Consider the following 24,971-nt stretch of genomic DNA (forward strand, 5'->3'; position numbering starts at 1 on the left):
GCGGCAAGGTTAAATCCCGAGAAAAATACTTTTTAAAGTTTTAGTGCGTTCTTGTTTCTGTAAAATCAACAAAAACCAAACTTTGTTATGAGTGGAGATGATATCCTTCAACTTTTTGCCTATTTATTGCCAGCCGTAGTTACCGGAGCCATTGCTTTTTACTTTTTTAGATTGCATACCCGCAACGAAGACGGCAGACGACGTTTTTTGCTCCATAAAGATTCTCAGAAAGATACCCTTCCGGTGAGATTGCAGGCCTATGAGCGCATGGCGCTTTTTTTGGAGCGAATCTCCATCAACAGTCTTGTGGTTCGGGTGGCACCCAAGGGAAAAAGTAAAAGTGATTATGAAAACTTGTTGATAAGCCAAATTGAAACCGAGTTTGAGCATAACCTTTCCCAACAGATCTACATGTCGGACGAATGTTGGAACATTATCAAAGCTGCAAAAAATGCAACGATTCAAATAATCCGTTCCGCAGGAATGAGTGCAACGGATTCTCCCGATAAACTAAGAGAGGACATTTTGAACCAAACCATGGAAAAGCAATCACCTTCCAACACAGCTCTGGCTTTTGTGAAAAGGGAAGTGAGCGACCTCTGGAACTAGGCTATTCTTGATGTTCGGGATTGATGGGGCTGGTTTCCTCGTTCTTGTTTTTGGCATATAGATAGCCCCTTTTCCACCAAAGCGTCATTCTTTCCTTATCAAAAATCAATGAATTGGTGGTCAGCACCGTGGGTGTGTAGTAGAAGTTGATAATAGCGTCCTTTTGGTTCGCGACCAACTTGCCAATCCTAATATTTTGGTTTTCAATCCTGTCCAACATAAAACCAAAAATGGTTGTTATCAGTTCAAAGGGATTTCTAACCGGCATTCGGTTCAAGTAGTTTACCTCCGTGTGCAGTACCACAACATCCACCTCGGTGGCACCCCTTCTGAGGGCCTCTTCAATGGGCACCAAACTGCCCAATCCTCCATCGGCATATTCGCAGCCGTTCTTGCGCACCAAACTCATGAAAGGCGTATAGTTGGATGAAATCCAAATCCAATCACAGAATTCGTCATAAGTGCAATCATTGACCGATTTATACTCCACCTGGTTCAACGAAAGGTTGGAAACCGTGACCACTACATCCTTGCTGCCTTCTTTCAAGTCAACGAACTCTTCCGGTGTAATGGATTGGCGAATGAGCTCCCTCAGATTTTCACTTTCGCCAAATGTTTTTTTGCCGCGGATAAAGTTCTTTACCACATTCCAGTGGTTTATGGCAATGGTCTCCACGCCATATTTCTTTTTGATGATAAAGGGACAGTTGCTGAAAATACTTTCTTGGTTCACCGAGGAATAGATTTCCTTGATCTTATCCAATTTGTTCAGTGCCAAATGCGAAATCAGTAGACTTCCCGTGGAGGTGCCCACAAAAAGGTCGTATTCATGCTTGGCCTCCTCAATCAAGAATTGGGCAACACCCCCCGCGAAGGCCCCCTTGCTACCTCCCCCTGAAATAACAAGCGCTCTCATTTTCCCAGGGTTTTATCCAAATATGCTCTTTCCTCGGAACCAAGAGAGCCATATAGTGCCTCCACACGGTCCAAATTTCCTTCTTCCCTTAGAAACTCTTCCAAAATCTTTCTGCATGATTTTTTGAAGTGCCAAACGTGGTGCCCGCAGGCCTCGATAAGGTTTTTGAGCGTATCATCATTAAAGGCGCCTATATTCCCCAAATATTGAAACGCCAAAAGGCGTACCTCAAAATGGTACTGGGGGCTGGTATAAGCACTCAACTCTTCAAAATAGGTAGATTTTTTTTCGATGTCGTAATCCGGTGTAATCAGGGCCAAGGTCAACCACAACAATCGAACATTTTTATTGGGAAGCCCAATGATACCGTCGGTTTTCTCCAAATAAACATTACGATGCAAGGGAAAATCTGTCCAAAGTCGATATAAAACGGATTCGATGGTCACATAACTTGGGTCGTTCAACAGTTGTTCAACGTTGGGGCGCAGTGCAACCGGTATTTTTTTCAAAGTCATTGCCGCGGCCTGCCTCACCTTGAGCCCTTCTTCCATAAAGACTCTCTGTAAAAACTGCTCTGGAAGTTTGTCCCCAAAATCCAAAATAAGACGGTGTTTCAATAAATCGGATGAAAGATTGTCCCACTCCCCATCCAGGACCGTTTCCACGGTCTGGGGATGCCCATCAATTTTCTCTTTTATGGTGAAATAGGTGTCAATGGAACTATTCTTTGTCCTAAGAAAGGATTTGGCCACATCCAAAGGAAACTCAGATTCCTGAAGCCAAACCACTTCAAAATCAGATAGATTCATCCCGGATGCCTTTTCCATTTCCCAAATAAATTCTGGAATGGTAGCATTTTTAAAGGCATATTGGGTGAGAAAGTTTTGTATGCCTGTCCTAAAACTTTCTTCCCCTACCCTTTCCCTGAGTATGACCAAGGCCCATGCCCCTTTCTCATAAAAGGTGAGGCTTCCGGCATTGGAATTGGTAAGTGCCTCGCCATTTCCATCTCCTGAAAAATTGGCCAAGGCCTCCGCGGTTTCCAACAAGCGCCAATAAAAATGGTCCCCGCCAAAAATGTCCTTTTCGGCCAGGTAGGCGTAGTAGGTGGCAAAGCCTTCGTGCAACCAATGATGTTCCCCACTTTGCTCTGTCACCAAATTTCCAAACCATTGGTGCGCCAATTCGTGCGCATTGACATTGACATAATTCTTGTCAAAAAAAGCAATGGAATCCACCACAAAGGTGTTGGAGAAAATAGTGGCTCCCGTATTCTCCATCCCGGCATATAAAAAATCCTGTACGGGCACTTGTTTGTAGTTCTGCCAAGGATAGGGAACACCTATTTCCTTTTCCAAAAAGTCAAAAATCTGTTGGGTATGGCGATAGGTAGGTTCCACTTTAAGGCTATCCTTGGGTTCATAATACAACTCAATGGGCACTCCAGAACCCGATTGTATGCGTTTTTTATCAAAATTGCCCATGATAAAGGCCACCAAGTAGCTGCTCATCGGTTTTTGCATGTCATACTTCCAAAGAAATGCATTGGTTTCCTGGAGGGTATCCTTTTTTGCCAACCGCCCATTTGAGATGACCCTATAATTTTCCTTAAAAAGAAAATTCAGATCAAATTCAAGCTTCTCGGTCATATCATCCAAACTGGGCAACCAGTGGCTGGTATATTTTCCCTGTCCTTGGGTCCAAATTTGTTCGTTGCCTTCAACACCATCATCCCACCCCAAAAAATAGACCGTTTGTTTTGGATGGGCGGTATAGGCCAACGCTAGGGTGTGTTCTTGGCCATTTTTGAATTTTTTGTCCACAATAACGGCCTCACCTGTATTGCGAAAGGTAGTTTCTTTCGCATCAAGCAATACGGAAGAAAACTCCATGGCATGGGCATCTAAAAAGATGGAATCCACATCTTTTAGCACTTCAAATTTATAGGTGACATTGCCCACAATCTTCCTTTCTTGCGGGATTGGCTCTACCAAAACCTCAGCGTGGATAAAATCGACTTTATCCTGAACCTGCGGAAAAGTGAATTGGATGAAAAGAAAAAAAACGATAAGGGGGCAGGACTTCATACGGTACATGCTATCAAAAGTCTTTCCAAATTACATATTTTAGTTCGATGGATCCCAATTTTCTGCAAACTCCAATCTCCTATTTAAAAGGTGTAGGTCCCAACCGGGCCGAAACCCTGAAGTCGGAACTGGGCATTGAAACGTACAAAGATCTACTGCATTTGTTCCCCAATCGGTACCTGGACAGAACCACCTACTACACTATAAACCAATTGCAGCCCAGTGGTGCCGACGTGCAGGTAATCGGAAAAATCATCCACATAAAGACTGTGGAACAAAAGCGGGGGAAACGTTTGGTCGCCACGTTCGTTGATGAAACCGGAGAAATGGAGCTGGTATGGTTCCGGGGGCAGAAATGGATTCGCGAGAACTTAAAACTCAATGAACCATATGTGGTCTTTGGACGGGTATCCCGGTATGGCAGTACTTTTTCCATGCCGCATCCGGATATGGAGCTTCTAAAGGAGCATCAGGCGGGCCTGAAAATTGCCATGCAACCCATTTATCCATCCACCGAAAAATTGGGCTCGAAAGGTATAACCAATCGGGTAATCGGCAAAATGATGCAACAACTGTTCCTGGAATCCAAAGGGATATTCCCCGAATCACTTTCCAAAACCATTATTGATGAACTACGTCTCATCTCAAAAAATGAGGCCCTTTTCAACATCCATTTCCCAAAAAGTCAAAATCTATTGGCGAAGGCAAGGTTTCGATTAAAGTTTGAGGAGCTTTTCTACGTGCAACTCCAGCTCATTTCCAAAAAACTGTTGCGCAAGCAAAAAATAAAGGGCTTGCCTTTTGAACAGGTGGGTGAAAAGTTCAATATCTTTTTTGAAAAACATCTACCCTTTGAACTTACCACTGCACAAAAACGGGTAATCAAGGAAATACGCAGCGATTTGGGCAGCAATGCCCAAATGAACCGACTATTACAGGGAGATGTGGGTTCTGGGAAAACCATTGTGGCACTTATGTGCATGCTCCTGGCCATTGACAACGGGTTTCAGGCCTGTTTGATGGCTCCAACGGAGATATTGGCCAATCAACACTACAATGGATTGAAGCAGCTTTTGGGCCACATGGAGGTGAAAATTGCCCTATTGACCGGTTCCACCAAAAAATCAGAACGCACCCTGTTGCACAACCAGCTGGAAAACGGGAATTTGAACATTCTGGTAGGCACCCATGCCGTTTTGGAAGATAAGGTGCGGTTCAAAAATTTGGGATTGGCCATTGTGGATGAACAACATCGGTTCGGGGTGGCCCAGCGCTCCAAACTTTGGCATAAAAATGAGATTCCCCCACATGTTTTGGTCATGACCGCAACTCCCATTCCAAGAACCTTGGCCATGAGTTTGTACGGCGATTTGGATATTTCTGTTATTGATGAGCTGCCCCCTGGAAGAAAACCTGTAAAAACCGTCCACCGTTTTGATAGCAATAGGTTGAAAGTCTTTCGCTTCATCAAGGATGAAATCAAAAAAGGGAGGCAGGTGTATATCGTTTATCCCTTGATTCAAGAATCGGAGGCCTTGGATTTTAAAGATTTGATGGACGGTTATGAAAGTATCGTTCGTGATTTTCCCATGCCAGACTATCAAATTTCCATTGTCCATGGCAAGATGAAACCCGTCGATAAGGATTATGAAATGGAGCGTTTTGTCAAAGGGGAGACGCAGATTATGGTCGCCACTACGGTAATTGAGGTGGGCGTAAACGTCCCCAACGCTTCAGTAATGATCATTGAAAGCGCGGAACGGTTCGGGTTGTCCCAACTGCACCAGTTGCGTGGTCGCGTGGGGCGCGGTGCTCAACAGAGTTTTTGTATTTTGATGACGAGCGGCAAGCTCTCAGAGGATGCCAAGACCCGTTTGCAGACCATGGTGCGCACCAACGACGGTTTTGAAATTGCTGAAGTCGACCTAAAACTACGTGGTCCAGGGGATTTGATGGGCACCCAACAAAGCGGCTTGCTCCATCTAAAGATTGCCGATATTGTAAAGGATAACCAAATCTTGAAAACAGCCCGGTATCATGCCATTCTATTGCTGAAAGAGGACCCGAAACTGCAAAAAGAAGAGAATATTCCAATACTTATAGCATACACCAAGATGATGAAAAGCAAGGTGCTATGGGGGTATATAAGCTAAAAAACCCAGCTTTCGCTGGGTTTTCCGTTCCTGTCTGGATAAATTCTCTAGTTGATGTCCGTGCCTTGCTCCAATTTTGTGATATTGGCGGCAATGGCATCTTTATTGGGCTGGTCGGGAGCTCTTCCAGCGGCTATTTTTAAATGTTTAAGGGCTGTTTTGTAGTCCCCAACAGCCGAGTACCCTCTGGCCAACCCGAAATCAACGGGCCAGGTATCTTTATTGTTTTTGGCATTCCATTTAAAAATTTCCAAGGCTTTGTCCGCTTGGCCTTGTGCTATCAGCTGCCTACCATAACCATGCACCTGAAATACGGTGGCCAACGGCAATGCTTCCTTCATCAAGGCTTCGGCTTCGGCTGTCTTGCCCTGCTTGGCCAAGATTTGTGATTTTATGCTAAGGTTATTGAATGTCTTCTGGCTAAAAAACTGACCGGCGATCGCAGCATCCACCCATGCCAGGGCTTCGTCCAAATCGCCATCGTTATTTAAGGCGAAATTTGCGGCTTGTTCCCAGCTCTGTCTTGCAAATCCCGGGGTGGTCTGTAGTTGTTGACGGATTTCGGCCAATACGTTGTTGGTGACGTCCGTTTCCACCTTTAAAGGAATTTGTTTCTTTTCCCAGTTTAGGGAAACCACCGCAGAGTTGGCATCAACGTCCGTAAACAAATAGGTGAGTTGTTCCACATGCGACACTTCCTTGGTCTCCACATCCACCCGAAGTACATCATCCGCAGGGTCGTAGAAATAACTTCCCCAGGCATCGTGATTTTTTGAAAAAATAATTGTTGCAGAGTTGTCTTCGTTAACAATCATGTGGAGCCCATATTTACCAGCAGGTAAAGTCTTCCCGCCAACGGTAAGGTCGTGGGTAGTCTTAAAAATGGTATTCTCATTGGCTCCGGCACGCCATGGTGACTCGGAGGCGGTTCCAAAACCAAGGTTGTTCATGCCATAGGGAACCAGGGTGCCCCAGACTTCCCTATCATTAACACTGGGTCTTGAGTAGACTACGGTAACATCCGTGTTGCCGATACGCTGGGAAACTTTGGCCATCTGACTTCCCCTGGGCAAAAAGTTTAACTGGGCAACGGCATAGCCCGATACAAAAAATAGGGCAATAAGAATCTTAGCCGTTAAGGCTGAATAATTTTTTCTCATGTTCGTTTTTGATTTAATTAATGAATAAACTATTAGGTTGTATTCTTCGAAAGTAGGTTGCTTCCGTTTTCAAAAGCGTTACAGCAATGTTAAATATCCCCTGAACCTGTTAAAATTCAAGGATTTAAGAAGAATATGAACAAACCGAGGCACTTAAAAAAGTTGGACTTCACTTTAACATCCGTCACTTTTCTTCGGGAAAAACCTTACCAAAACATATCCATTACCTGCTTAGCTATAAATGGTGAATAATTACTGTGGTTAAAATATGGTCCATCATAATGAATCCAATTAACTGGCACTTGAACAAACAAAAGTTATTAGCCGCTCTTGGACATCGTAATTTTTTGAACAGGCAAAGTGTCTTTTTGGTTGCAAGTTTTAACTTTGGTCGCTTACAAAATATTCATTTTCAACATGAGCAAGACACTGTTTGACAAGGTTTGGGATTCCCACGTGGTGCAACACATTGAAAATGGCCCCGATGTACTTTTTATAGATAGGCATTTGGTGCACGAGGTCACAAGTCCCGTGGCATTTTTAGGTTTGAAGAATAGAGGCATCAAGGTGCTATACCCTGAGCGAACTTTTGCCACTGCAGATCATAATACACCCACGCGCAACCAACATTTGCCCGTAAAGGATAAGCTCTCTGCCAACCAGTTGAAGGCATTGGAGATAAATTCCAAGGAACATGGCATACCCTACTGGGGCCTTGGGCATGAAAAAAATGGGATCGTACACGTAATTGGCCCAGAAAATGGCATTACGATGCCCGGTGCTACGATTGTTTGCGGGGATTCGCATACATCCACACACGGGGCTTTCGGAGCCATTGCTTTTGGTATTGGCACCAGTGAGGTGGAAATGGTGCTTTCCACGCAATGCATCATGCAGCCTAAACCAAAAAGCATGCGCATCAACATTAATGGCTCTCTGAACAAAGCCGTTACACCAAAAGATGTGGCCCTGTTCATTATTTCAAGGTTGACAACATCCGGTGCCACGGGTTATTTTGTGGAATATGCCGGTGAAGTATTCAAAAATATGTCCATTGAAGGCAGAATGACGGTCTGCAACCTTAGCATTGAGATGGGTGCGAGAGGCGGAATGATCGCTCCGGATGAAACGACTTTTGAATATATAAAAGGCCGGGAGTACACACCAAAAGGCAAGGAATGGGACAAGGCCACGGCCTATTGGAACACCCTTTATTCTGAAGATGATGCGGTTTTTGACAAGGAAATCACATTTGATGCGGGAGAAATTGAACCCATGATCACCTACGGCACCAATCCGGGAATGGGCATCGGAATCCAAAAGGGCATTCCCTTTGCAGAAAGTGTTGAAGGCGGGGTGGCAACTTACAAAAAATCCTTGGCCTATATGGATTTCAATGAGGGCGAAGCAATGGTCGGGAAACCCATCGACTTTGTATTTCTTGGTAGCTGCACCAATGGGCGGATTGAGGATTTCAGAGCCTTTGCATCCATTGTCAAGGGAAGAAAAAAGGCCGACAATGTCACAGCGTGGTTGGTTCCCGGTTCGCACAAGGTAGAAGAGGCCATCAGGGAAGAAGGTATTTTGGATATTTTGAACGAAGCTGGTTTTGAATTGAGAGAGCCTGGATGTTCTGCCTGTTTGGCCATGAACGACGACAAAATACCAGCGGGAAAATACGCTGTTAGCACCTCCAACAGAAACTTTGAGGGTAGACAAGGTCCCGGAGCAAGAACCTTACTTGCAAGCCCATTGGTGGCAGCTGCCGCTGCAGTTACTGGCAAGGTCACTGATCCCAGGGAACTCATAGCGTAGTTGGCAATGACCAATAAACAATTGACAATGAACTTGAAATTGCTAATTGAAAACTGATAATTGACAAAAAAATGGCATACGATAAATTCAACATACTAAAAAGCACAGCGGTTCCAATGCCCATAGAAAATGTGGATACGGACCAAATTATACCAGCCCGTTTTTTGAAAGCAACCGAGCGCAAGGGATTTGGTGACAATTTGTTCAGGGATTGGCGCTACCATCCCGACAACACGCCCAAAGAACAATTTGTGCTGAACAATCCCATTTATGGTGGAAAAATATTGGTGGGTGGCAAAAACTTCGGCTCAGGTTCCTCCAGGGAGCACGCTGCATGGGCGGTATACGATTACGGTTTTCGATGTGTGGTTTCCAGTTTTTTTGCAGATATTTTCAGAAACAATTGCTTAAATATTGGTGTTCTTCCCGTTCAGGTAAGCCCTGAGTTCTTGGATAAAATTTTCAAGACTATCGAAGCAAATCCCAAAACAGAATTGGAGATCAATCTGCCCGAACAATCCATCACCATTTTAGAAACTGGGGAAACAGAGCAGTTCGACATCAACGGGTATAAAAAAGAGAACATGTTGAACGGTTTTGATGATATTGACTACCTGTTGAACATCAAAAAAGATATTGAAAAGTTTGCGGAAAGCACGCCTTTATAAATTGGTAAACTTACCCTGAAAATGAAAAAGCGCACCATTGAAATAATGGACACTACCCTTAGGGATGGTGAACAAACCTCAGGAGTATCCTTTACGGCCCTGGAAAAGTTGACCTTGGCCAAGCTGCTCTTGGTGGAACTAAAGGTAAACCGAATAGAGGTCGCCTCGGCCCGGGTTTCAGAAGGTGAGTTTCAAGCCGTGAAAAACATTACCGAGTGGGCCAGCGAAAGTGGCCGAATCCATCAGGTTGAGGTACTTACTTTCGTGGATAACGGGGCTTCCATCGATTGGATGAAAAAAACAGGGGCCAAGGTACAAAACCTGTTGACCAAAGGTTCACTGAACCACCTCACACATCAACTCAAAAAGACGCCAGAGGAACATTTTAATGCCATAGGCAAGGTCATTGAGATTGCCAATGAAGCCGATATTGAAACAAATGTATACCTAGAGGATTGGAGCAACGGGATGCGAAATTCCCCAGAATATGTCTTTCGGTTCCTGGATTTCTTGGCACAACAACCCATAAAGCGTATTCTGCTGCCAGATACCCTGGGCATTCTGACGCCCTCGGAGACCTTTGAATACATAAACGATATCGTCAAGAAATATCCCAATGTGCATTTCGACTTCCATGGGCACAACGATTATGACCTTAGTGTGTCCAATGTTATGGAAGCACTCAAAGCGGGCGCACATGGATTGCACCTAACAGTGAATGGGATGGGTGAGCGTGCCGGTAATGCGCCCTTGGCCAGCACAATAGCCGTAATCAACGATTTTCTGCCGGAGATTGAAACCCAGGTGGTGGAGTCTTCCCTTTACAAAGTAAGCAAGCTAGTGTCCACATTCACAGGTTTTGGTATTCCTGCCAATAAACCCATCGTTGGCGATAATGTTTTCACGCAAACAGCTGGTATACATGCTGATGGTGACAACAAAATGAATCTTTACTTTAGCGATTTAATGCCTGAGAGATTTGGCAGAAAGCGAAAATATGCCCTCGGCAAAACCTCCGGCAAGGCCAATATCCTCAAAAATCTTCAAGAACTGGGGTTGACCCTCAACGACGAGGAAGTACAGAAAGTAACGGAGCGCATCATTGAGCTGGGAGACCGAAAGGAAAAAGTGACAACGGATGATCTTCCCTATATCATCTCGGATGTTCTGGACAGCTCTTCGTTCAAGCAAAAGGTTTTTATAAAATCCTATGTGCTTACCCACGCCAAAGGATTGAAGCCCTCCACTACCCTTTCCATTGAGATTGAGGGCAACCGTTACGAAGAAAATGCCCAAGGTGATGGACAGTTCGACGCTTTTATGAACGCTTTGGGTAAAGTCTACGAAAAAAGGGGCAACAAATTACCTAAATTGGTCGACTATGCCGTCAGAATACCCCCCGGAAGCAGTTCCGATGCCCTTTGTGAGACCATGATCACATGGAAGACCAGCAAAAGGGATTTTGTCACAACCGGACTTGATTCCGATCAAACCGTTTCAGCGATCAAGGCAACCGAAAAAATGCTCAACTTAATTTAACCAAACTGTTTATGAAACTCAACATTGCCTTATTGGCCGGTGACGGAATTGGCCCCGAAGTGATAGATCAAGCGGTGAAAGTCTCCAATGCGGTAGCGGCAAAGTATGGTCATGAGATTACTTGGGTTCCGGCGCTCACAGGTGCTGCGGCCATAGACGCTGTTGGCGAACCCTATCCGGACGAGACCCATGAAATCTGTGTAAATGCCGATGCCGTTCTTTTTGGTGCCATAGGGCACCCACGTTTTGATAATGACCCTTCCGCCAAGGTTCGTCCAGAACAAGGATTGCTTAAAATGCGTCAAAAACTAGGACTTTTTGCCAACGTGCGTCCCACGTTTACCTTTCCGTCATTGATTGACAAATCTCCTTTAAAAAGGGAGCGCATTGAAGGAACCGACCTAGTTTTTCTCCGTGAACTGACCGGCGGCATCTATTTTGGAAAACGGGGAAGGGAAGATAACAACAACACAGCCTACGATACCTGCACCTATACGCGCGGGGAGGTGGAACGGCTTGCCAGAAAAGGATTTGAAATGGCCATGCAGCGCTCCAAGAAGCTGTGCTGTGTGGACAAGGCCAATGTTTTGGAAACTTCCCGTTTGTGGAGGGAAACTGTTCAAAATATGGAAAAAGAATATCCCGAGGTGGCCGTTTCCTATGAGTTTGTGGATGCGGTTGCCATGCGCTTGGTGCAATGGCCCAACGAGTATGATGTGTTGATCACCGAAAATCTTTTTGGTGATATTCTTACGGATGAAGCTTCGGTAATCTCAGGTTCCATGGGCTTGATGCCCTCTGCCTCATTGGGAGAAAAAACCTCATTGTTTGAACCGATTCATGGCTCCTATCCCCAAGCGGCCGGGAAGGATATTGCCAATCCTTTAGCCACAGTACTATCAGCAGCCATGATGTTTGAAACGGCTTTTGGATTGACTGATGAAGGTGAGGCCATCCGTGCCGTGGTGAATAAATCACTGTCCGAAGGTGTGGTCACCGAAGACCTGGCCAATGGTGGCAAAGCCTACAAAACCAGCGAAGTCGGGGATTGGTTGGCAAACAATATTTGAATCTATAAAATATAATCAGTACTCAAAAAGTTACTGACCTTGGCCTCCAATAGCTGTTCAATGGTCTGATTATTCAAATCGTTGTCCTTAAAGGCCACAAAAGTCCTAATGGAAAAGGAACGCAGTGCATCATGGACGCTCAAGGTGGACTGCGCAGAATCCTTTCTTCCCGCGAACGGATATACATCGGGGCCACGCTGGCAGGAGCTATTCAAATTTACCCGACACACCAAGTTGGCCAAAGTATCAATCAATGGAGATAACGTATATACGTCTTTACCAAAGAGACTCACCTGCTGCCCATAGTTGGACTCGGCCATGTCATCCAAAGGTTCTTCAATATCCTTAAAGGATAAAACTGGAATAATGGGACCGAATTGCTCTTCCTGATAAACCCTCATTTCCTTGGAAACCGGGTACAATACGGCGGGCCAAATGTAATTGTCGAAATGCTTACCTCCCTTTTTATTCTTGATTTTGGCCCCTTTGGCCAAAGCATCATCCAATAGTTCCTGAATGTAAGCCGGTTTTTCTGGTTCTGGAAGCGGGGTTAGCTGCACTCCATCATCCCAAGGATTTCCAAATTTAAGGCTGTCCACTTTTTGGGCGAATCGTTTCAGAAACTCTTCCCTTATTTCTTCATGGACATAGATGACCTTAAGTGCGGTGCAACGCTGTCCGTTAAAAGAAAGTGTTCCCGAAATGCATTCGTTTATGGTCAGGTCCAAATCCGCATCGGGCAGAACGATGGCAGGATTTTTTGCCTCTAGGCCCAAAACCAAACGCAATCTGTTGCTCTTTGGATGTTGGTCCTGCAAGGCATTGGCCGATTTGCTATTACCTATCAATGCCAGAACATCCACCTTTCCAGTTTTCATTATGGGAGCGGCCACTGCCCTGCCCCTTCCAAACAATATGTTGACAACCCCTTTGGGAAAACTGCTCTGAAACGCCTCCAATAACGGCGCAATCAATAGAACTCCATGTTTGGCCGGCTTAAAAATGGTGGTGTTGCCCATTATAATGGCCGGAATCAATAAAGCAAAAGTTTCATTCAATGGATAATTGTAGGGGCCCAAACATAATACTACACCCAGGGGTCCTCTCCTAATATGGGCGTACACGCCATCATGCTTTTGAAACTTAGCGCTGTTTCTGTCCAACTCCTTGTACTCTTCTATTGTATCGTAGATATATTCCACGGTACGGTCGAACTCCTTAAAGGCATCAGGTTTGGATTTACCAATTTCCCACATCAAGAGCTTCACCACCTGCTCCCTTTTTTTCTCCATCTTTTTCACAAAAGATTCCATGCACTCTATACGGTCCTTTACCTTCATGGTGGGCCAAACACCCTGTCCTTTATTGTAGGCCGCCAATGCAGCGTTCAAGGCATCCATTGCCTCTGGCTCTCCCATATCGGGAATGCTTCCAAGAACGGTGTGGGCATATTTGTCAGTGGATGAAATTGTTGAGATGACCGGGGTGGTATTGCCCTCCCAATGGCGCAACTCTCCATTGATCAAATACTTTTTTTGATGTATTTCTTCGGTAATTTGAAATTCTTCAGGTATCATAAGGTTTCCATATAGAAGTTGAGATTGCGGGATGAGTCGTCAATCGATTTTTAAGCAATGGGTTTCATGGCGGTCATGGAAGCACGCAAGCGGGCACCGACCACCTCCACATCATGTTCCCGAATGGCTTTATTGACCGCTATAAGTTTAACGTTGTCCACGCCATTATCACTAGCCTCTCCGAAAGACTTTCCAATAATATCGGTCTCAACATTCTTCATGAAGTTTGACAAAAGGGGTTTACAGGCATGATCAAAAAGATAACAGCCATATTCCGCCGTATCGGAAATTACCCGGTTCATCTCGAACAATTTCTTCCTGGCAATGGTGTTTGCAATCAAGGGTGTTTCATGCAGGGATTCATAGTAGGCAGATTCACCAATGATGCCTGACTCGGTCATGGTCTCATAGGCCAATTCCACCCCTGATTTCACAAAAGCGACCATCAGTACCCCATTATCATAATACTCCTGTTCTGAAATCTCCATACTGCCTGCAGGTGTTTTTTCAAATGCGGTTTCGCCCGTGGCAGCTCTCCAATCCAAAAGATTCTTGTCCCCATTGGCCCAGTCTTCCATCATTGTCTTGGAAAAGTGGCCACTCATTATGTCATCCATGTGCTTTTGGAAAAGTGGGCGCATGATGCCTTTAAGTTCTTCGGCCAATTCAAAGGCCTTTATTTTGGCTGGATTGGACAGACGGTCCATCATATTGGTAATCCCCCCCTGTTTCAACCCTTCGGTAATGGTCTCCCAGCCGTATTGAATCAATTTAGAAGCGTATTTCTCATCAATTCCTTTCTCCACCATTTTATTGAACGAAAGTATGGAGCCGGTTTGAAGCAATCCACAAAGAATGGTCTGCTCACCCATTAAATCCGATTTCACCTCGGCAACAAAGGAAGACTCCAGTACGCCTGCCTTGTGACCTCCTGTGGCAGCTGCATAAGCCTTGGCCCGTGCAAGTCCCTTGCCTTCAGGGTCATTCTCAGGATGCACGGCAATCAGGGTGGGGACCCCAAATCCTCTTTTGTATTCTTCCCGAACTTCGGAACCTGGACTTTTGGGGGCGACCATAATCACGGTCAGGTCCTTACGGATCTGCATGCCTTCTTCCACAATATTGAATCCATGGGAGTAGGACAATGTGGCTCCCTTCTTCATTAGGGGCATCACGGTAGTCACTACATCGGTATGCTGCTTATCCGGGGTCAAATTAATGACCAGGTCTGCAGTGGGTATCAGCGCATCATAGGTTCCTACAACAAAATTATTTTCCTTGGCATTTTTATAGGATTGTCTTTGCTGTTTGATGGCCGCTTCGCGAAGGGCATAGGAAACATCCAAACCCGAGTCGCGCATGTTCAATCCTTGGTTAAGGCCCTGCGCACCACAGCCCACAATTACAATTTTCTTTCCTTTCAATGCGGCAACACCATCTGCAAACTCACTGGAATCCATAAACCTGCATTGTCCCAATTGCAATAATTTTTCGCGGAGTGATAGTGTGTTGAAGTAATTTGTCATTTTTTTAAATCTGGTTTAACTATGTTTTCTTGTTAGTCTTGAAATTCTGCCAATATTTCCGAGATGGGCATAGCGGCCTTGGTCACTGCAATCCTTCCTGAGCGAACAAATTGCATGATGCCGTAAGGTTCCAGTGCCTCGTGCATCTCGTCAATTTCATGGCGACGGCCCGTTTTCGCAAGCACAAAGAATTCTCGGTTGACGGTAACGATCTGGGATTTACTTTCTTTGATTATGTTTTGAATCTGACGTTCATCAAACAGTAAATGCGATGCTATCTTGAACAGGGCCGATTCTTGGTAAATGGTTTCATCATCCGTATGATAAAAAGCCTTTATCACCTCTATCTGCTTTTCAATCTGGTTCACGATCTTCCTGGTCCAATCTTCGGTGGTGTTGATTACGATTGTGAACTTAGAAACATTCTCGATTTCTGATTTTGAAACATTTAAACTTTCTATATTAATGTGACGCTTTAAGAATATTCCCGATATTCTGTTCAACAACCCCACATTGTTTTCGGAGTACACCGAAATGGTATACCATTGTTTTTCCATAATATTCTTGCTTAATGTCATTTACAAAGGGGTAATTACTTCAACCGAATGTCTGCCACAGAAGCCCCGGAAGGAATCATTGGGAAAACGTTGTCCTCTTTTTCAACCCGTACTTCCAAGAAATAGGGGTCTTTGGAGGACATCATTTCTTGTACGGCTTCGGTCAAATCTTCTCTTTTCTCTACTCTCCTTGATTTAATATGGTACCCCTCTGCTATTTTGACAAAATCGGGATTGGTCATAACTGTGGAGGCATAACGACTTTCAAAGAAAAGCTCCTGCCATTGCCTTACCATGCCCAAATGTTCGTTGTTGAGGACCACAATCTTAACGGGTACATTATGCTGAAAGATAACCCCGAGTTCCTGTATGGTCATTTGATAGCCCCCATCTCCAATAACGGCAACCACCTCACGGTCCATGGCGCCCATTTTGGCACCGATGGCAGCGGGTAGGGCAAAGCCCATGGTGCCCAATCCCCCAGAGGTTATATTGCTTTTTGATTGCCGGAACTTGGCATATCTGCAGGTTATCATTTGGTGTTGGCCCACATCCGTTACAATAACGGCCTTCTGGTCCGATGCCAAGTTAATCTGTTCTATGACCTCACCCATGGTCAGACCTTCTTTGGTGGGGTGAATGTCCTTTTCGATTACAGTATCAAATTCTATCTTGTACTTTTTATCAAACTCCGCCCGCCATTCCTTATGTTCGTTCTCATTTACTAGTGGCAAAAGGAGCTCCAAGGTTTGTTTGGCATTGCCCATGACCGCAACATCGGCATTCACGTTTTTGTTCACCTCGGCCGGATCAATTTCAAAATGGATAATCTTGGCCTGTTTGGCGTAAGTGTCCAAACTGCCGGTTACCCTATCGTCAAAACGCATTCCTATTGCTAGGAGCACATCGCACTCGTTTGTTAGCACGTTGGGGCCATAATTACCATGCATTCCCACCATTCCAACATTCATTGGATGTTCGGTATCCAAGGCGGAAAGCCCAAGAATTGTCCATGCTGCGGGAATCCCGGCCTTTTCCACCAACGCCTTTAGCTGTACCTCTGCTTCTCCCAATATTACACCTTGCCCAAAAACGATGTACGGCTTTTTTGCCTTGTTGATAAGTTCTGCGGCTTTTTCGATGGCCTTCATGTCTGGCTGGGGCACTGGTTTGTAACTTCTGACACCAGTACACTTTTCATACGCGAAATCCAATTCGTCAAATTGTGCATTTTTGGTAATATCGATCAAAACAGGTCCTGGCCTGCCTGATCTTGCAATGTAAAATGCTTTGGCCATTATCTCAGGAATCTCACTTGCCTTAGTTATTTGATAGTTCCATTTAGTGACCGGTGTGGAAATTCCAACGATATCGGTCTCCTGAAAGGCATCAGAACCCAACAAATGTCGCGGCACCTGCCCGGTGATGCAAACCATCGGGGTAGAATCGATTTGGGCATCTGCCAAGCCGGTAACCAAATTCGTAGCTCCCGGTCCCGAAGTAGCCATGGCAACGCCCACTTTTCCCGTAACCCTAGCAAATCCTTGGGCAGCATGTGTGGCTCCCTGTTCATGACGGGTCAGAATATGCGTGAGCTTATCCTGAAATTTATAAAGCTCATCATAAACAGGCATAATTGCACCTCCCGGATAGCCATAAATAAGATTAACCCCCTCTTCCAATAGGCAGTGTATTATTGCCTCGGCACCGGTAATTCGCATACTGGTCTTCTTTTTCTCTTCTTTCTTCTGTGCTTTCAATGTTTCCATAAGCCTGTTTTTGAAAGGTTCAAACCCAACTTTGGGATTCAATTCCTAAAATATATCGGTTACACAGCCCTTGGAAGCTGATGAGACCGTTTTGGCGTATTTGTACAAACTTCCCCTTTGAACCTTCAAGGGAGGTTGCACCCATTTTTGTTTTCGTTTTGCCAACTCTTCGTCGGAAACGTTCAAATTGATTGTATTTTTTACTGCATCAATGGTTATCTCATCACCATCTTCCACCAAAGCGATAGCTCCACCTTCTTGGGCTTCCGGCGAAACATGCCCCACAACAAAGCCATGCGACCCTCCGGAAAATCTTCCATCGGTGATCAACGCCACATCATTTCCAAGTCCTGCTCCCATTATGGCTGATGTGGGCTTCAACATTTCTGGCATTCCAGGCCCTCCTTTGGGTCCCTCATAGCGGATCACCACTACATCACCCTTTTGTACCCTGCCATTCTTTATACCCTCATTGACGGCGACCTCTCCATCAAAAACTTTAGCGGTCCCCGTAAAATTCAACCCTTCCTTGCCCGTTATCTTGGCCACGGCTCCTTCAGAAGCTAGATTTCCATAAAGAATACGGATATGTCCCGTTTCCTTTATGGGCTTGTCAATTGGCCTTACCACATCCTGACCTTCAGTCAAATCCGGTACATCCAATAGATTTTCCGCCAATGTTTTGCCTGTAACGGTCATGCACTCTCCATGGAGCATTCCCTTTTTTAGCATATATTTTAGAACCGCTGGAACCCCGCCAACTTTATACAGGTCTTCCATGACGTATTTACCGCTTGGCTTTAGGTCGGCCAAAAATGGCGTTGTATCGCTTATTTTGGTGATATCCCTTAGGGTAAAATCAACCTCGGCCGCCTGTGCTATTGCCATAAAGTGCAAAACAGCATTGGTGGAACCCCCAAGTACCGTGACCAGCCTAAACGCATTTTCCAATGCTTCCTTGGTCACTATGTCCCTTGGTTTGATGTCATTCTCCAACAAATGCAGTAAGGCTGCACCCGCTGCTTCGCAATCGGAACTTTTTTTGGAGTTCACCGCAGGTATTGACGAATTGAAAGGCAGTGCCATACCCATTGCCTCAATGGCGGAAGCCATGGTATTGGCCGTATACATGCCTCCACATGCCCCGGCTCCGGGACAAGCTTTGTGGATAACACTCTTGTATTCTTTGTCGTCAATGGACCCAGCAACTTTTTGCCCCCATGCTTCAAAAGCGGAAACCACATCCAATTTCTTATCGTTATGGCAGCCCGGGGCAATAGTGCCGCCATAGACCAGCACTGAAGGTCTGTTCAAACGGAGCTGTGCCATTAGGGCGCCCGGCATGTTTTTATCACATCCTACAACGGTTACCAGCCCATCATAGCTCATGGCCTGTACCACAGTTTCAATGGAATCTGCAATAATGTCTCGCGAAGGAAGCGAATATCGCATTCCAGGTGTACCCATGGAAATGCCATCACTCACCCCAATCGTATTGAAAATAAGTCCTACCAAATTGGTCGACTCTACACCCTTTTTCACCTCAAGGGCCAAATCATTTAAGTGCATGTTGCAGGGATTGCCCTCATAACCTGTGCTGGCTATGCCCACAAATGGTTTTTTAAGGTCTTCATCCGTTAGGCCAAGGGCATGTAACATGGCCTGTGCCGCGGGTTGTGTTGGGTCTTGCGTTACGCTTTTACTGTATTTGTTCAATTCCATTTTCAAAGGTCATTCACGCACGGGATACCACAGGGCACATCATGCAAAATCAAATATAGCTGTTTAATCACCCGTATTTTGGATATGGAATTGTCTGCTCTAGATTCATTTGAAAAAATATATAGGTATCTTTCTGTTATTCAATTTGTTATATAAAAAAAATTCCAATATTCATTTCTCCCCAAATCGGCAGGGAAAAAGTCCGTGGTTGTTTTGATACAAACCTTTTCAATCAACATGGTCCCAGGATCATTCCACGTTTGAAAATGAAATGATTGCGCTTTTGACTTTCTTTTTGTTCATCAATCTGTAAAATGCAGAAAAGACGGCTATTTCAAAAGTTCGAAGGAAACAATGTCCCTTGACTTCTTTTGGGCCAAAATGCAAATGGATTCTTTGGAAAGTTGAAATATTCGTGGATAGCCCCCGGTTGTTTGTCCATCCTTCATCAGGATAATAATCCTTCCCGATGGAGTGAGCTGCACCGTGCCTGGCAATGTTCCAGAGGTGAGCATGGAATGATCATGTCCCTTTATGGTCTCTCCCAATTGGTAGGCCATTCTGTTGTTTTGTTTTGAAATTGTAAACGATTTTGAAAAGATTGAGGCCAATTGTCCATCGTCCAAGAGTTCGTACTCCGGTCCCTTGTTGACCTTCAACAGACCCGGTTCAAAATGTGCCTCTGTTTTCAATTCGGTTATGGCTGGAGCAAAATTGCTTGTTTCCTTATAAGGAATTTCATCGCCCTCTTTTAAACATTGGGCCAATGTTACAGGAAAATACTGTGATTGACTGCCCAATACTTTTTCGGTTCCAAACCCACCTTTAACCGCCAAATAGCTCCTAAAACCGTTTTGCAACTTGCCAAAGGTTAGGACATCGTTTTTTGCAACCTTGATCACCCTGTAATTGGTGATGGCTTTTCCATTTATGGATGGTAGCATATCAGCTCCCGAAATACATATATATGTGTGAGACTCAAATTGTAAGGTTGGACCCGTCATTGTCATTTCCATTAAGGTAGCACCGGCTTCGTTCTCCAATAATAGGTTTGCCCGTGTAGCGGAAACTTCATCCATAACCCCGGAAATGGGAACTCCTTTATCCCGAAAACCTAACCTTCCCAAGTCTTGGAGCGTGCTGTAAAAACCAGCTTTAAGTATCTTGACCATGCAAAAGGATCCTTTTAGGTTTATAGATGCCGACCTCTGCTTCAATCTTGTGTAGATCATATTCCGCACGTGGAATACTATGGAACTGTACCTTGTCCCCTACGTTTACCAAACATGGTTCTTCTTTTTTTGGATTGAAAAGTGATATGGGGCAATTGCCAATGATGTTCCAACCCCCGGGGGATTCTTGCGGATATATACCCGTTTGTTTTCCAGCCAGTCCCACCGAACCCTTTGCCACATGCAAACGAGGTTCCGCTCGTCGTGGAATCTCCAGTGAGGATGGAAGCCCGCCCAGATACATGAACCCTGGCAAAAATCCAATGCCATAGACAAGATATTGGTGAGCGGTGTGTTGCTCAATAAGCGTGTTTACGGAAATATTCAAGTGTTCTGCCACTTCCTCGAGGTCGATGCCAAACTCTGCATCATAACAGACTGGAATGTGCCAAAGATGGTTTTCTCTTTTGATTCTTGAAGTTGCTCTGGTAAACAAACTATCATTTATCAACTGTTTTGAACGATCAAAATCCAAAACATCCCCTTGACTGACCATCATCAATGAATTGTAGGCCGGGACCATTTCCCATTCTGTACCGCTAATGGTCCTAAAGTGCTCCATAAAATCCAGGATGTCGCACAAAATGTCTTCTGCAACTTCGTTTGGCCACTCCAAAAGAATGGCATATTCACCATAAGGTTTAATGTTGACGGGGTAACTTTTCACTTTTGTAACTGTACCTGATGTTTGGGCAATTCCTTGGAAAGATACATCAATATTTCCAATGCTGATGGCGTGTCCCCATGGACGCAGAGCGTATTTGCCTTTATTTTTTTTATTTTTCCTGTTGGCGTCAACACCGTATCTTCTTTAATGATTGGAAGTATGTGTTCCAAGACCTTTTCAGGTTCCTCAATTACTGCATTCCGTTCTTTTCTGGGGACAAGGCTCAGGTCTTCCATATAGTTTCTGTCCGCAAATGCCTCATGCCAAATTGAAAAGCCCAAATCCACAGCCATCTGTGCGATTATGGATCCGAAAGGAACATAGAGAAGGGTTTGATCCCGATATCCTTCCAAAGACTCCAAGTAGACCCGTGCGAGCCGAGCATCCTTGGCTGTTTGGTTGTAAAGAGCACCGTGGGCCTTGATGTGATGCAAAGTGCAATCTTCTGCTGTCAACACTTCATCAAAATCCGCCAACTGCTGTTCAATGCTTTCTTTGAGCATGGCTCCGGATATGTTTATTACTTCTCTTCCAAAGTTTGCTTTGTCGGGATAGGAAGGGTGCGCTCCAATCTTTATTTTGTGCTTTTTGGCCAATAGGACCACATCGGTCATCGTGCCTCGGTCCCCGGCATGCCCTCCACAGGCAATATTGCATGAGCTAATGTGGGGAAACAATAGCGCTTCATTGCCAACACCCTCACCAACATCACAGCTAATATCTATTTTCCAACCTTTCATTTTCTTTAAAACATTCCAATTACGCTTAAAATGCTCTTGCCACCCAAAAACAGGGTGAACCCCACAATCAGTAAGCCCAATGTGTTTTGGAATTTCGTATTGTGATATTCTCCCATCACAGATTTTTGGTTCACCATCCAAAGCAACAGTATGGCCATTATAGGCAGTAAAACGCCATTGGCTACTTGGGCAAATTGAATTACCTCAATGGGTTTTATATCAAAAGACAAAAAGAAGACCCCAAAAAAGAGCACCATGGCCCAAACCAACCTGAATCGCTTATCCTGCATGCCAGCTTTCCATCCGAAACAGCTATTGGCAACGAACGCAGCCGCAAGAGGTGCGGTCACCGCAGAGGTAATTCCGGCTGCCAACAGTCCGACGCCCATAATGTAAGAGGCGGTCTTGCCAAAAAGAGGCTCCAGTCCCTTGGCCATATCCGCTGCATTTGTCACATCTTGTATCGAAGCCGCCGAGGCTGTGATCAATATCGCCATGGACACCAATCCTCCAAGGGCAATAGAAATTATTGTGTCCCATGTCACGGATCCGAGTTCCGATTTGGATTTCCACTTTTCCTTAACCAATGATGCGTGCAAAAAAAGATTGTACGGCACCACCGTTGTGCCCACCAAGGCCATTATGGTAAACAGGCTGTCCGCTGGCATCTCTGGTACCAAAGCGCCCTTGATGATGTCTAGAGCTGAGGGTTTAACCATCAACGTGCACAGTACAAAGCATAATCCCATTAAGGCCACCAGGGCCACAAAAACCTTTTCCAAAACTTTATAGGTGCCAAACCAGAGCAGGAGAAATGCAAATATTCCTATGATCATTGGATGCCATGCCGTAAGCTCTGGATTTTGGACCAACTGTTCCATTCCCAAGCTTGCACCGCCTATATTTCCCGCTTCGTAGGCCGCGTTGCCGACAAGTATGGCTCCTAAGATGATAACGATCACAACGCCCCGAAGCCATGGATTCTTCAGTTCTTTTTTTACTGATTCGGCCAAACCGCTTTGCGTGACCAACCCTACTCTCCCAGCCATTCCCTGCAACACCATGGTTGCCAGTATGGACAGGGTTAAGGCCCACAAGAGGGTGTACCCGAAACGGGCTCCGGCAACGGTGCACGCCGTCAAAGTTCCCGGGCCCACAAATGCCGCCGCCACCAAAATTCCCGGTCCTATTCTTTTTAGCATTTCAAATGTTCTTTTATTGGTTTTTTAGAAGGCTTTGTAATAATACATGCATTTCGTCTAAAAAAATGCATTTCGTCTAAAAATAGGTTGTTTTGATTACCCATTTTATACGAATATCCAAAACCAGAAGTTATAATAATCCCAAATTGAACCATTGACCTAACTTGACCAAGGCTTATGACCTGTAAGGACTGCGATAAGAGCATAGGACACCAAGAATATGAGTCGTCCCAAAATTCATTGGGAGTGGCATTGTGCAAAAAACACACCTCCCTCATCAAAAAAGTCATTCTTGAAAACAATACTCCTTTGGAGGCAATTCAACTGTTTTATGCCCTTAAATCGGCAGGCGCCAATCCCATGTTGGAATGGTGGGATGGGAAAAAATCCGTTGACATAGCCATTTCCCGGGTAAAGCTCAATATAGAAATTGACAGGGACCATAGTACCATTACCCATGAACAGGCCATTAACGACCTTGAACAGGCGATGCGCTCCTTTCAAAATGGCTTTACAACCATTCGCATCCCCAGCGTTGCAATCAAATACTATCTAAAAGATACCGTGGACAACATCCTGGGCATCATCAATGGTTTAAAAGCAAACATTAAAGTGGTCTAGGCCTTACAAAACTTCAACCGTTTGTGTATCTTTAAGTGAAATTGAAATCCAGTCATTGGTTTCACTTTTTCTATGGCAATTGACCTTGGCATTTTTTGGATTTAGGTCTGTTGTCGAAAGTACTATTGATGCGGGCCATTGTTGAAAAAGTGTGGAGTTGTCCATAAATGATTAAACCAAACTTGCATCAAACCCGATAAAGAACCACTAAAAAATCAACCATGAACACTATTGAAAGAAGGGAATGGCTCAAGAGCATTGGCCTATCCGCAGGATTCACCCTTTTGGGAGGGGTCGGAGGTTGGGCAGGCGAGACCAAAAAAGAGTTTATTGTTTCCTCTAAAAATCTAGTGGCCAAACTGGATTCCAATGAGAATCCGTATGGTCCTTCAAAACGGGTCAGGGAAGCAATAACACATGCGTTTGATAAAGCCTGTAGATATCCTTCCGTAGTTTTCCGGCCTTTATTGGAAAAGATTGCTGAAAAAGAGGGCGTTCCCACGGACCACATCGTAATAACAGGTGGGTCAACTGAAGGTTTGAACGCCGCTGGATTGACTTTTGGCAACGGAGGCGGTGAGTTGATTGCCGCTGACCCCACATTTCAAGCTATGTTGCGATATGCCGAGGGATTTGGCGCCTATGTACATCGCGTACCGGTAGATGAAAATTTGGGGCATGACCTGGAAGCAATGGCCAATAGATTAAATACCAAAACGAGCCTTGTTTTTCTCTGTAACCCCAACAACCCCACAGGCACTCTGCTGGACAAGCACAAGCTAAGGGTTTTTTGCATCTCCATGGGCAAAGAGACCATGGTTTTCAGTGATGAGGCCTATTACGACTTCATCATGGAGCCAGATTACCCTTCCATGGTGGAATTGGTCAAGGAAGGCATGAACGTTATTGTATCAAAAACCTTCTCAAAGGTATATGGATTGGCTGGAATGCGCATCGGCTATTTAGTGGCGAGGCCGGACATTGCGGCACGACTGCGCAAAAACATAATGGCCATGACCAATGTCCTGGCCATTGAAGCGGCCCGAACAGCTTTGGAGGATGATGAGTTTTACAAATTCAGTCTGATGAAAAACATGGAGGCCAAAAAGGCCATATATAGCTGTTTGGATGATCTTGGGCTGGAATATGTTCCATCCCACACGAATTTTGTATTCTTCAAGACTGGTAGGCCAATTTCGGAAATGATTGCTGAAATGAAAAAACACGATGTTTTGATAGGAAGGCCATTCCCTCCATTCTATGAATGGGCCCGTATCAGTACGGGCACCATGGAAGATATGCAGCGATTTGACAGTGCGCTGCGAAAGGTTATGGGATAGT

Annotated in this window: 20 protein-coding genes; 8 read left to right on the top strand and 12 right to left on the bottom strand. The window is 44.9% G+C overall.

The window, feature by feature from the left end:
- The first annotated feature begins 87 nt into the window (after nt 1-87).
- A complete protein-coding gene (locus tag K7G75_RS10900) occupies nt 88-609 on the top strand; it encodes a DUF7935 family protein (protein ID WP_222984278.1) in 522 nt (173 codons plus the stop codon).
- A 1-nt stretch (nt 610) separates the two neighbouring features.
- On the opposite strand, the gene K7G75_RS10905 is transcribed toward K7G75_RS10900, so the two are convergent.
- Complete coding sequence (locus K7G75_RS10905) at nt 611-1,525, bottom strand: patatin-like phospholipase family protein (RefSeq protein ID WP_222984279.1); 915 nt, start codon at nt 1,523-1,525, stop codon at nt 611-613.
- Nucleotides 1,522-3,621: a M1 family metallopeptidase gene (locus K7G75_RS10910; protein ID WP_262420332.1), complete on the bottom strand. Its 2,100-nt coding sequence runs from the start codon at nt 3,619-3,621 to the stop codon at nt 1,522-1,524. Before K7G75_RS10910 ends, K7G75_RS10905 begins: the two co-directional genes overlap by 4 nt.
- Before the next feature lie 38 nt (nt 3,622-3,659).
- Between K7G75_RS10910 and recG the strand changes: the two genes are divergently transcribed.
- Nucleotides 3,660-5,765, top strand: a complete 2,106-nt coding sequence (recG, locus tag K7G75_RS10915) for an ATP-dependent DNA helicase RecG (RefSeq protein ID WP_222984280.1) — start codon at nt 3,660-3,662, stop codon at nt 5,763-5,765.
- Nucleotides 5,766-5,812: 47 nt separating this feature from the next.
- On the opposite strand, the gene K7G75_RS10920 is transcribed toward recG, so the two are convergent.
- The gene (locus K7G75_RS10920) at nt 5,813-6,925 is read right to left on the bottom strand and encodes a DUF2911 domain-containing protein (protein WP_222984281.1); all 1,113 of its coding nucleotides are present in this window, start codon (nt 6,923-6,925) and stop codon (nt 5,813-5,815) included.
- Between the two features lie 417 nt (nt 6,926-7,342).
- On the opposite strand from K7G75_RS10920, the gene leuC reads away from it, so the two are divergent.
- From leuC to leuB, 4 genes are all read left to right on the top strand, one after another.
- Nucleotides 7,343-8,740 (top strand): 3-isopropylmalate dehydratase large subunit, encoded by a 1,398-nt coding sequence (gene leuC / locus K7G75_RS10925; RefSeq protein WP_222984282.1) that lies wholly within the window; start codon nt 7,343-7,345, stop codon nt 8,738-8,740.
- A gap of 71 nt (nt 8,741-8,811) precedes the next feature.
- Nucleotides 8,812-9,408 (top strand): 3-isopropylmalate dehydratase small subunit, encoded by a 597-nt coding sequence (leuD, locus tag K7G75_RS10930; protein ID WP_222984283.1) that lies wholly within the window; start codon nt 8,812-8,814, stop codon nt 9,406-9,408.
- Nucleotides 9,409-9,429: 21 nt separating this feature from the next.
- Nucleotides 9,430-10,947 (top strand): alpha-isopropylmalate synthase regulatory domain-containing protein, encoded by a 1,518-nt coding sequence (locus tag K7G75_RS10935; RefSeq protein ID WP_222984284.1) that lies wholly within the window; start codon nt 9,430-9,432, stop codon nt 10,945-10,947.
- An 11-nt stretch (nt 10,948-10,958) separates the two neighbouring features.
- Nucleotides 10,959-12,017: a 3-isopropylmalate dehydrogenase gene (gene leuB / locus K7G75_RS10940; protein WP_222984285.1), complete on the top strand. Its 1,059-nt coding sequence runs from the start codon at nt 10,959-10,961 to the stop codon at nt 12,015-12,017.
- A 2-nt stretch (nt 12,018-12,019) separates the two neighbouring features.
- Here the strand turns inward: leuB and K7G75_RS10945 are convergent, their stop codons facing one another.
- The 9 genes from K7G75_RS10945 to K7G75_RS10985 all read right to left on the bottom strand — a co-directional run bounded on the left by K7G75_RS10945 (nt 12,020) and on the right by K7G75_RS10985 (nt 23,009).
- The gene (locus K7G75_RS10945; RefSeq protein ID WP_222984286.1) at nt 12,020-13,594 is read right to left on the bottom strand and encodes an NADP-dependent glyceraldehyde-3-phosphate dehydrogenase; all 1,575 of its coding nucleotides are present in this window, start codon (nt 13,592-13,594) and stop codon (nt 12,020-12,022) included.
- Nucleotides 13,595-13,644: 50 nt separating this feature from the next.
- A complete protein-coding gene (ilvC, locus tag K7G75_RS10950) occupies nt 13,645-15,120 on the bottom strand; it encodes a ketol-acid reductoisomerase (RefSeq protein ID WP_222984287.1) in 1,476 nt (491 codons plus the stop codon).
- Nucleotides 15,121-15,152: 32 nt separating this feature from the next.
- Nucleotides 15,153-15,677: an acetolactate synthase small subunit gene (gene ilvN, locus K7G75_RS10955; protein ID WP_222984288.1), complete on the bottom strand. Its 525-nt coding sequence runs from the start codon at nt 15,675-15,677 to the stop codon at nt 15,153-15,155.
- Nucleotides 15,678-15,712: 35 nt separating this feature from the next.
- A complete protein-coding gene (ilvB, locus tag K7G75_RS10960) occupies nt 15,713-17,446 on the bottom strand; it encodes a biosynthetic-type acetolactate synthase large subunit (RefSeq protein ID WP_222984289.1) in 1,734 nt (577 codons plus the stop codon).
- Between the two features lie 45 nt (nt 17,447-17,491).
- Nucleotides 17,492-19,168, bottom strand: coding sequence for a dihydroxy-acid dehydratase (ilvD, locus tag K7G75_RS10965; protein WP_222984290.1), 1,677 nt, complete (start codon nt 19,166-19,168; stop codon nt 17,492-17,494).
- A gap of 329 nt (nt 19,169-19,497) precedes the next feature.
- Complete coding sequence (locus K7G75_RS10970) at nt 19,498-20,340, bottom strand: 5-oxoprolinase subunit C family protein (RefSeq protein WP_222984291.1); 843 nt, start codon at nt 20,338-20,340, stop codon at nt 19,498-19,500.
- Nucleotides 20,324-21,067, bottom strand: a complete 744-nt coding sequence (gene pxpB, locus K7G75_RS10975; protein WP_222984292.1) for a 5-oxoprolinase subunit PxpB — start codon at nt 21,065-21,067, stop codon at nt 20,324-20,326. The genes K7G75_RS10970 and pxpB overlap by 17 nt, the downstream gene beginning before the upstream one ends.
- Nucleotides 21,064-21,807: a 5-oxoprolinase subunit PxpA gene (gene pxpA / locus K7G75_RS10980; protein ID WP_222984293.1), complete on the bottom strand. Its 744-nt coding sequence runs from the start codon at nt 21,805-21,807 to the stop codon at nt 21,064-21,066. The genes pxpB and pxpA overlap by 4 nt, the downstream gene beginning before the upstream one ends.
- Nucleotides 21,808-21,812: 5 nt before the next feature.
- A complete protein-coding gene (locus K7G75_RS10985) occupies nt 21,813-23,009 on the bottom strand; it encodes an Nramp family divalent metal transporter (protein WP_222984294.1) in 1,197 nt (398 codons plus the stop codon).
- A gap of 177 nt (nt 23,010-23,186) precedes the next feature.
- Here K7G75_RS10985 and K7G75_RS10990 point away from each other — a divergent pair, with 177 nt between their 5' ends.
- Together K7G75_RS10990 and K7G75_RS10995 are read left to right on the top strand one after the other, a co-directional pair.
- Nucleotides 23,187-23,630, top strand: coding sequence for a hypothetical protein (locus K7G75_RS10990; protein ID WP_222984295.1), 444 nt, complete (start codon nt 23,187-23,189; stop codon nt 23,628-23,630).
- A gap of 221 nt (nt 23,631-23,851) precedes the next feature.
- Nucleotides 23,852-24,970: a pyridoxal phosphate-dependent aminotransferase gene (locus K7G75_RS10995; protein ID WP_222984296.1), complete on the top strand. Its 1,119-nt coding sequence runs from the start codon at nt 23,852-23,854 to the stop codon at nt 24,968-24,970.
- Nucleotide 24,971 lies beyond the last annotated feature (1 nt).

The organism is Flagellimonas meishanensis (genome assembly GCF_019880545.1).
Classification (GTDB): domain Bacteria; phylum Bacteroidota; class Bacteroidia; order Flavobacteriales; family Flavobacteriaceae; genus Flagellimonas; species Flagellimonas meishanensis.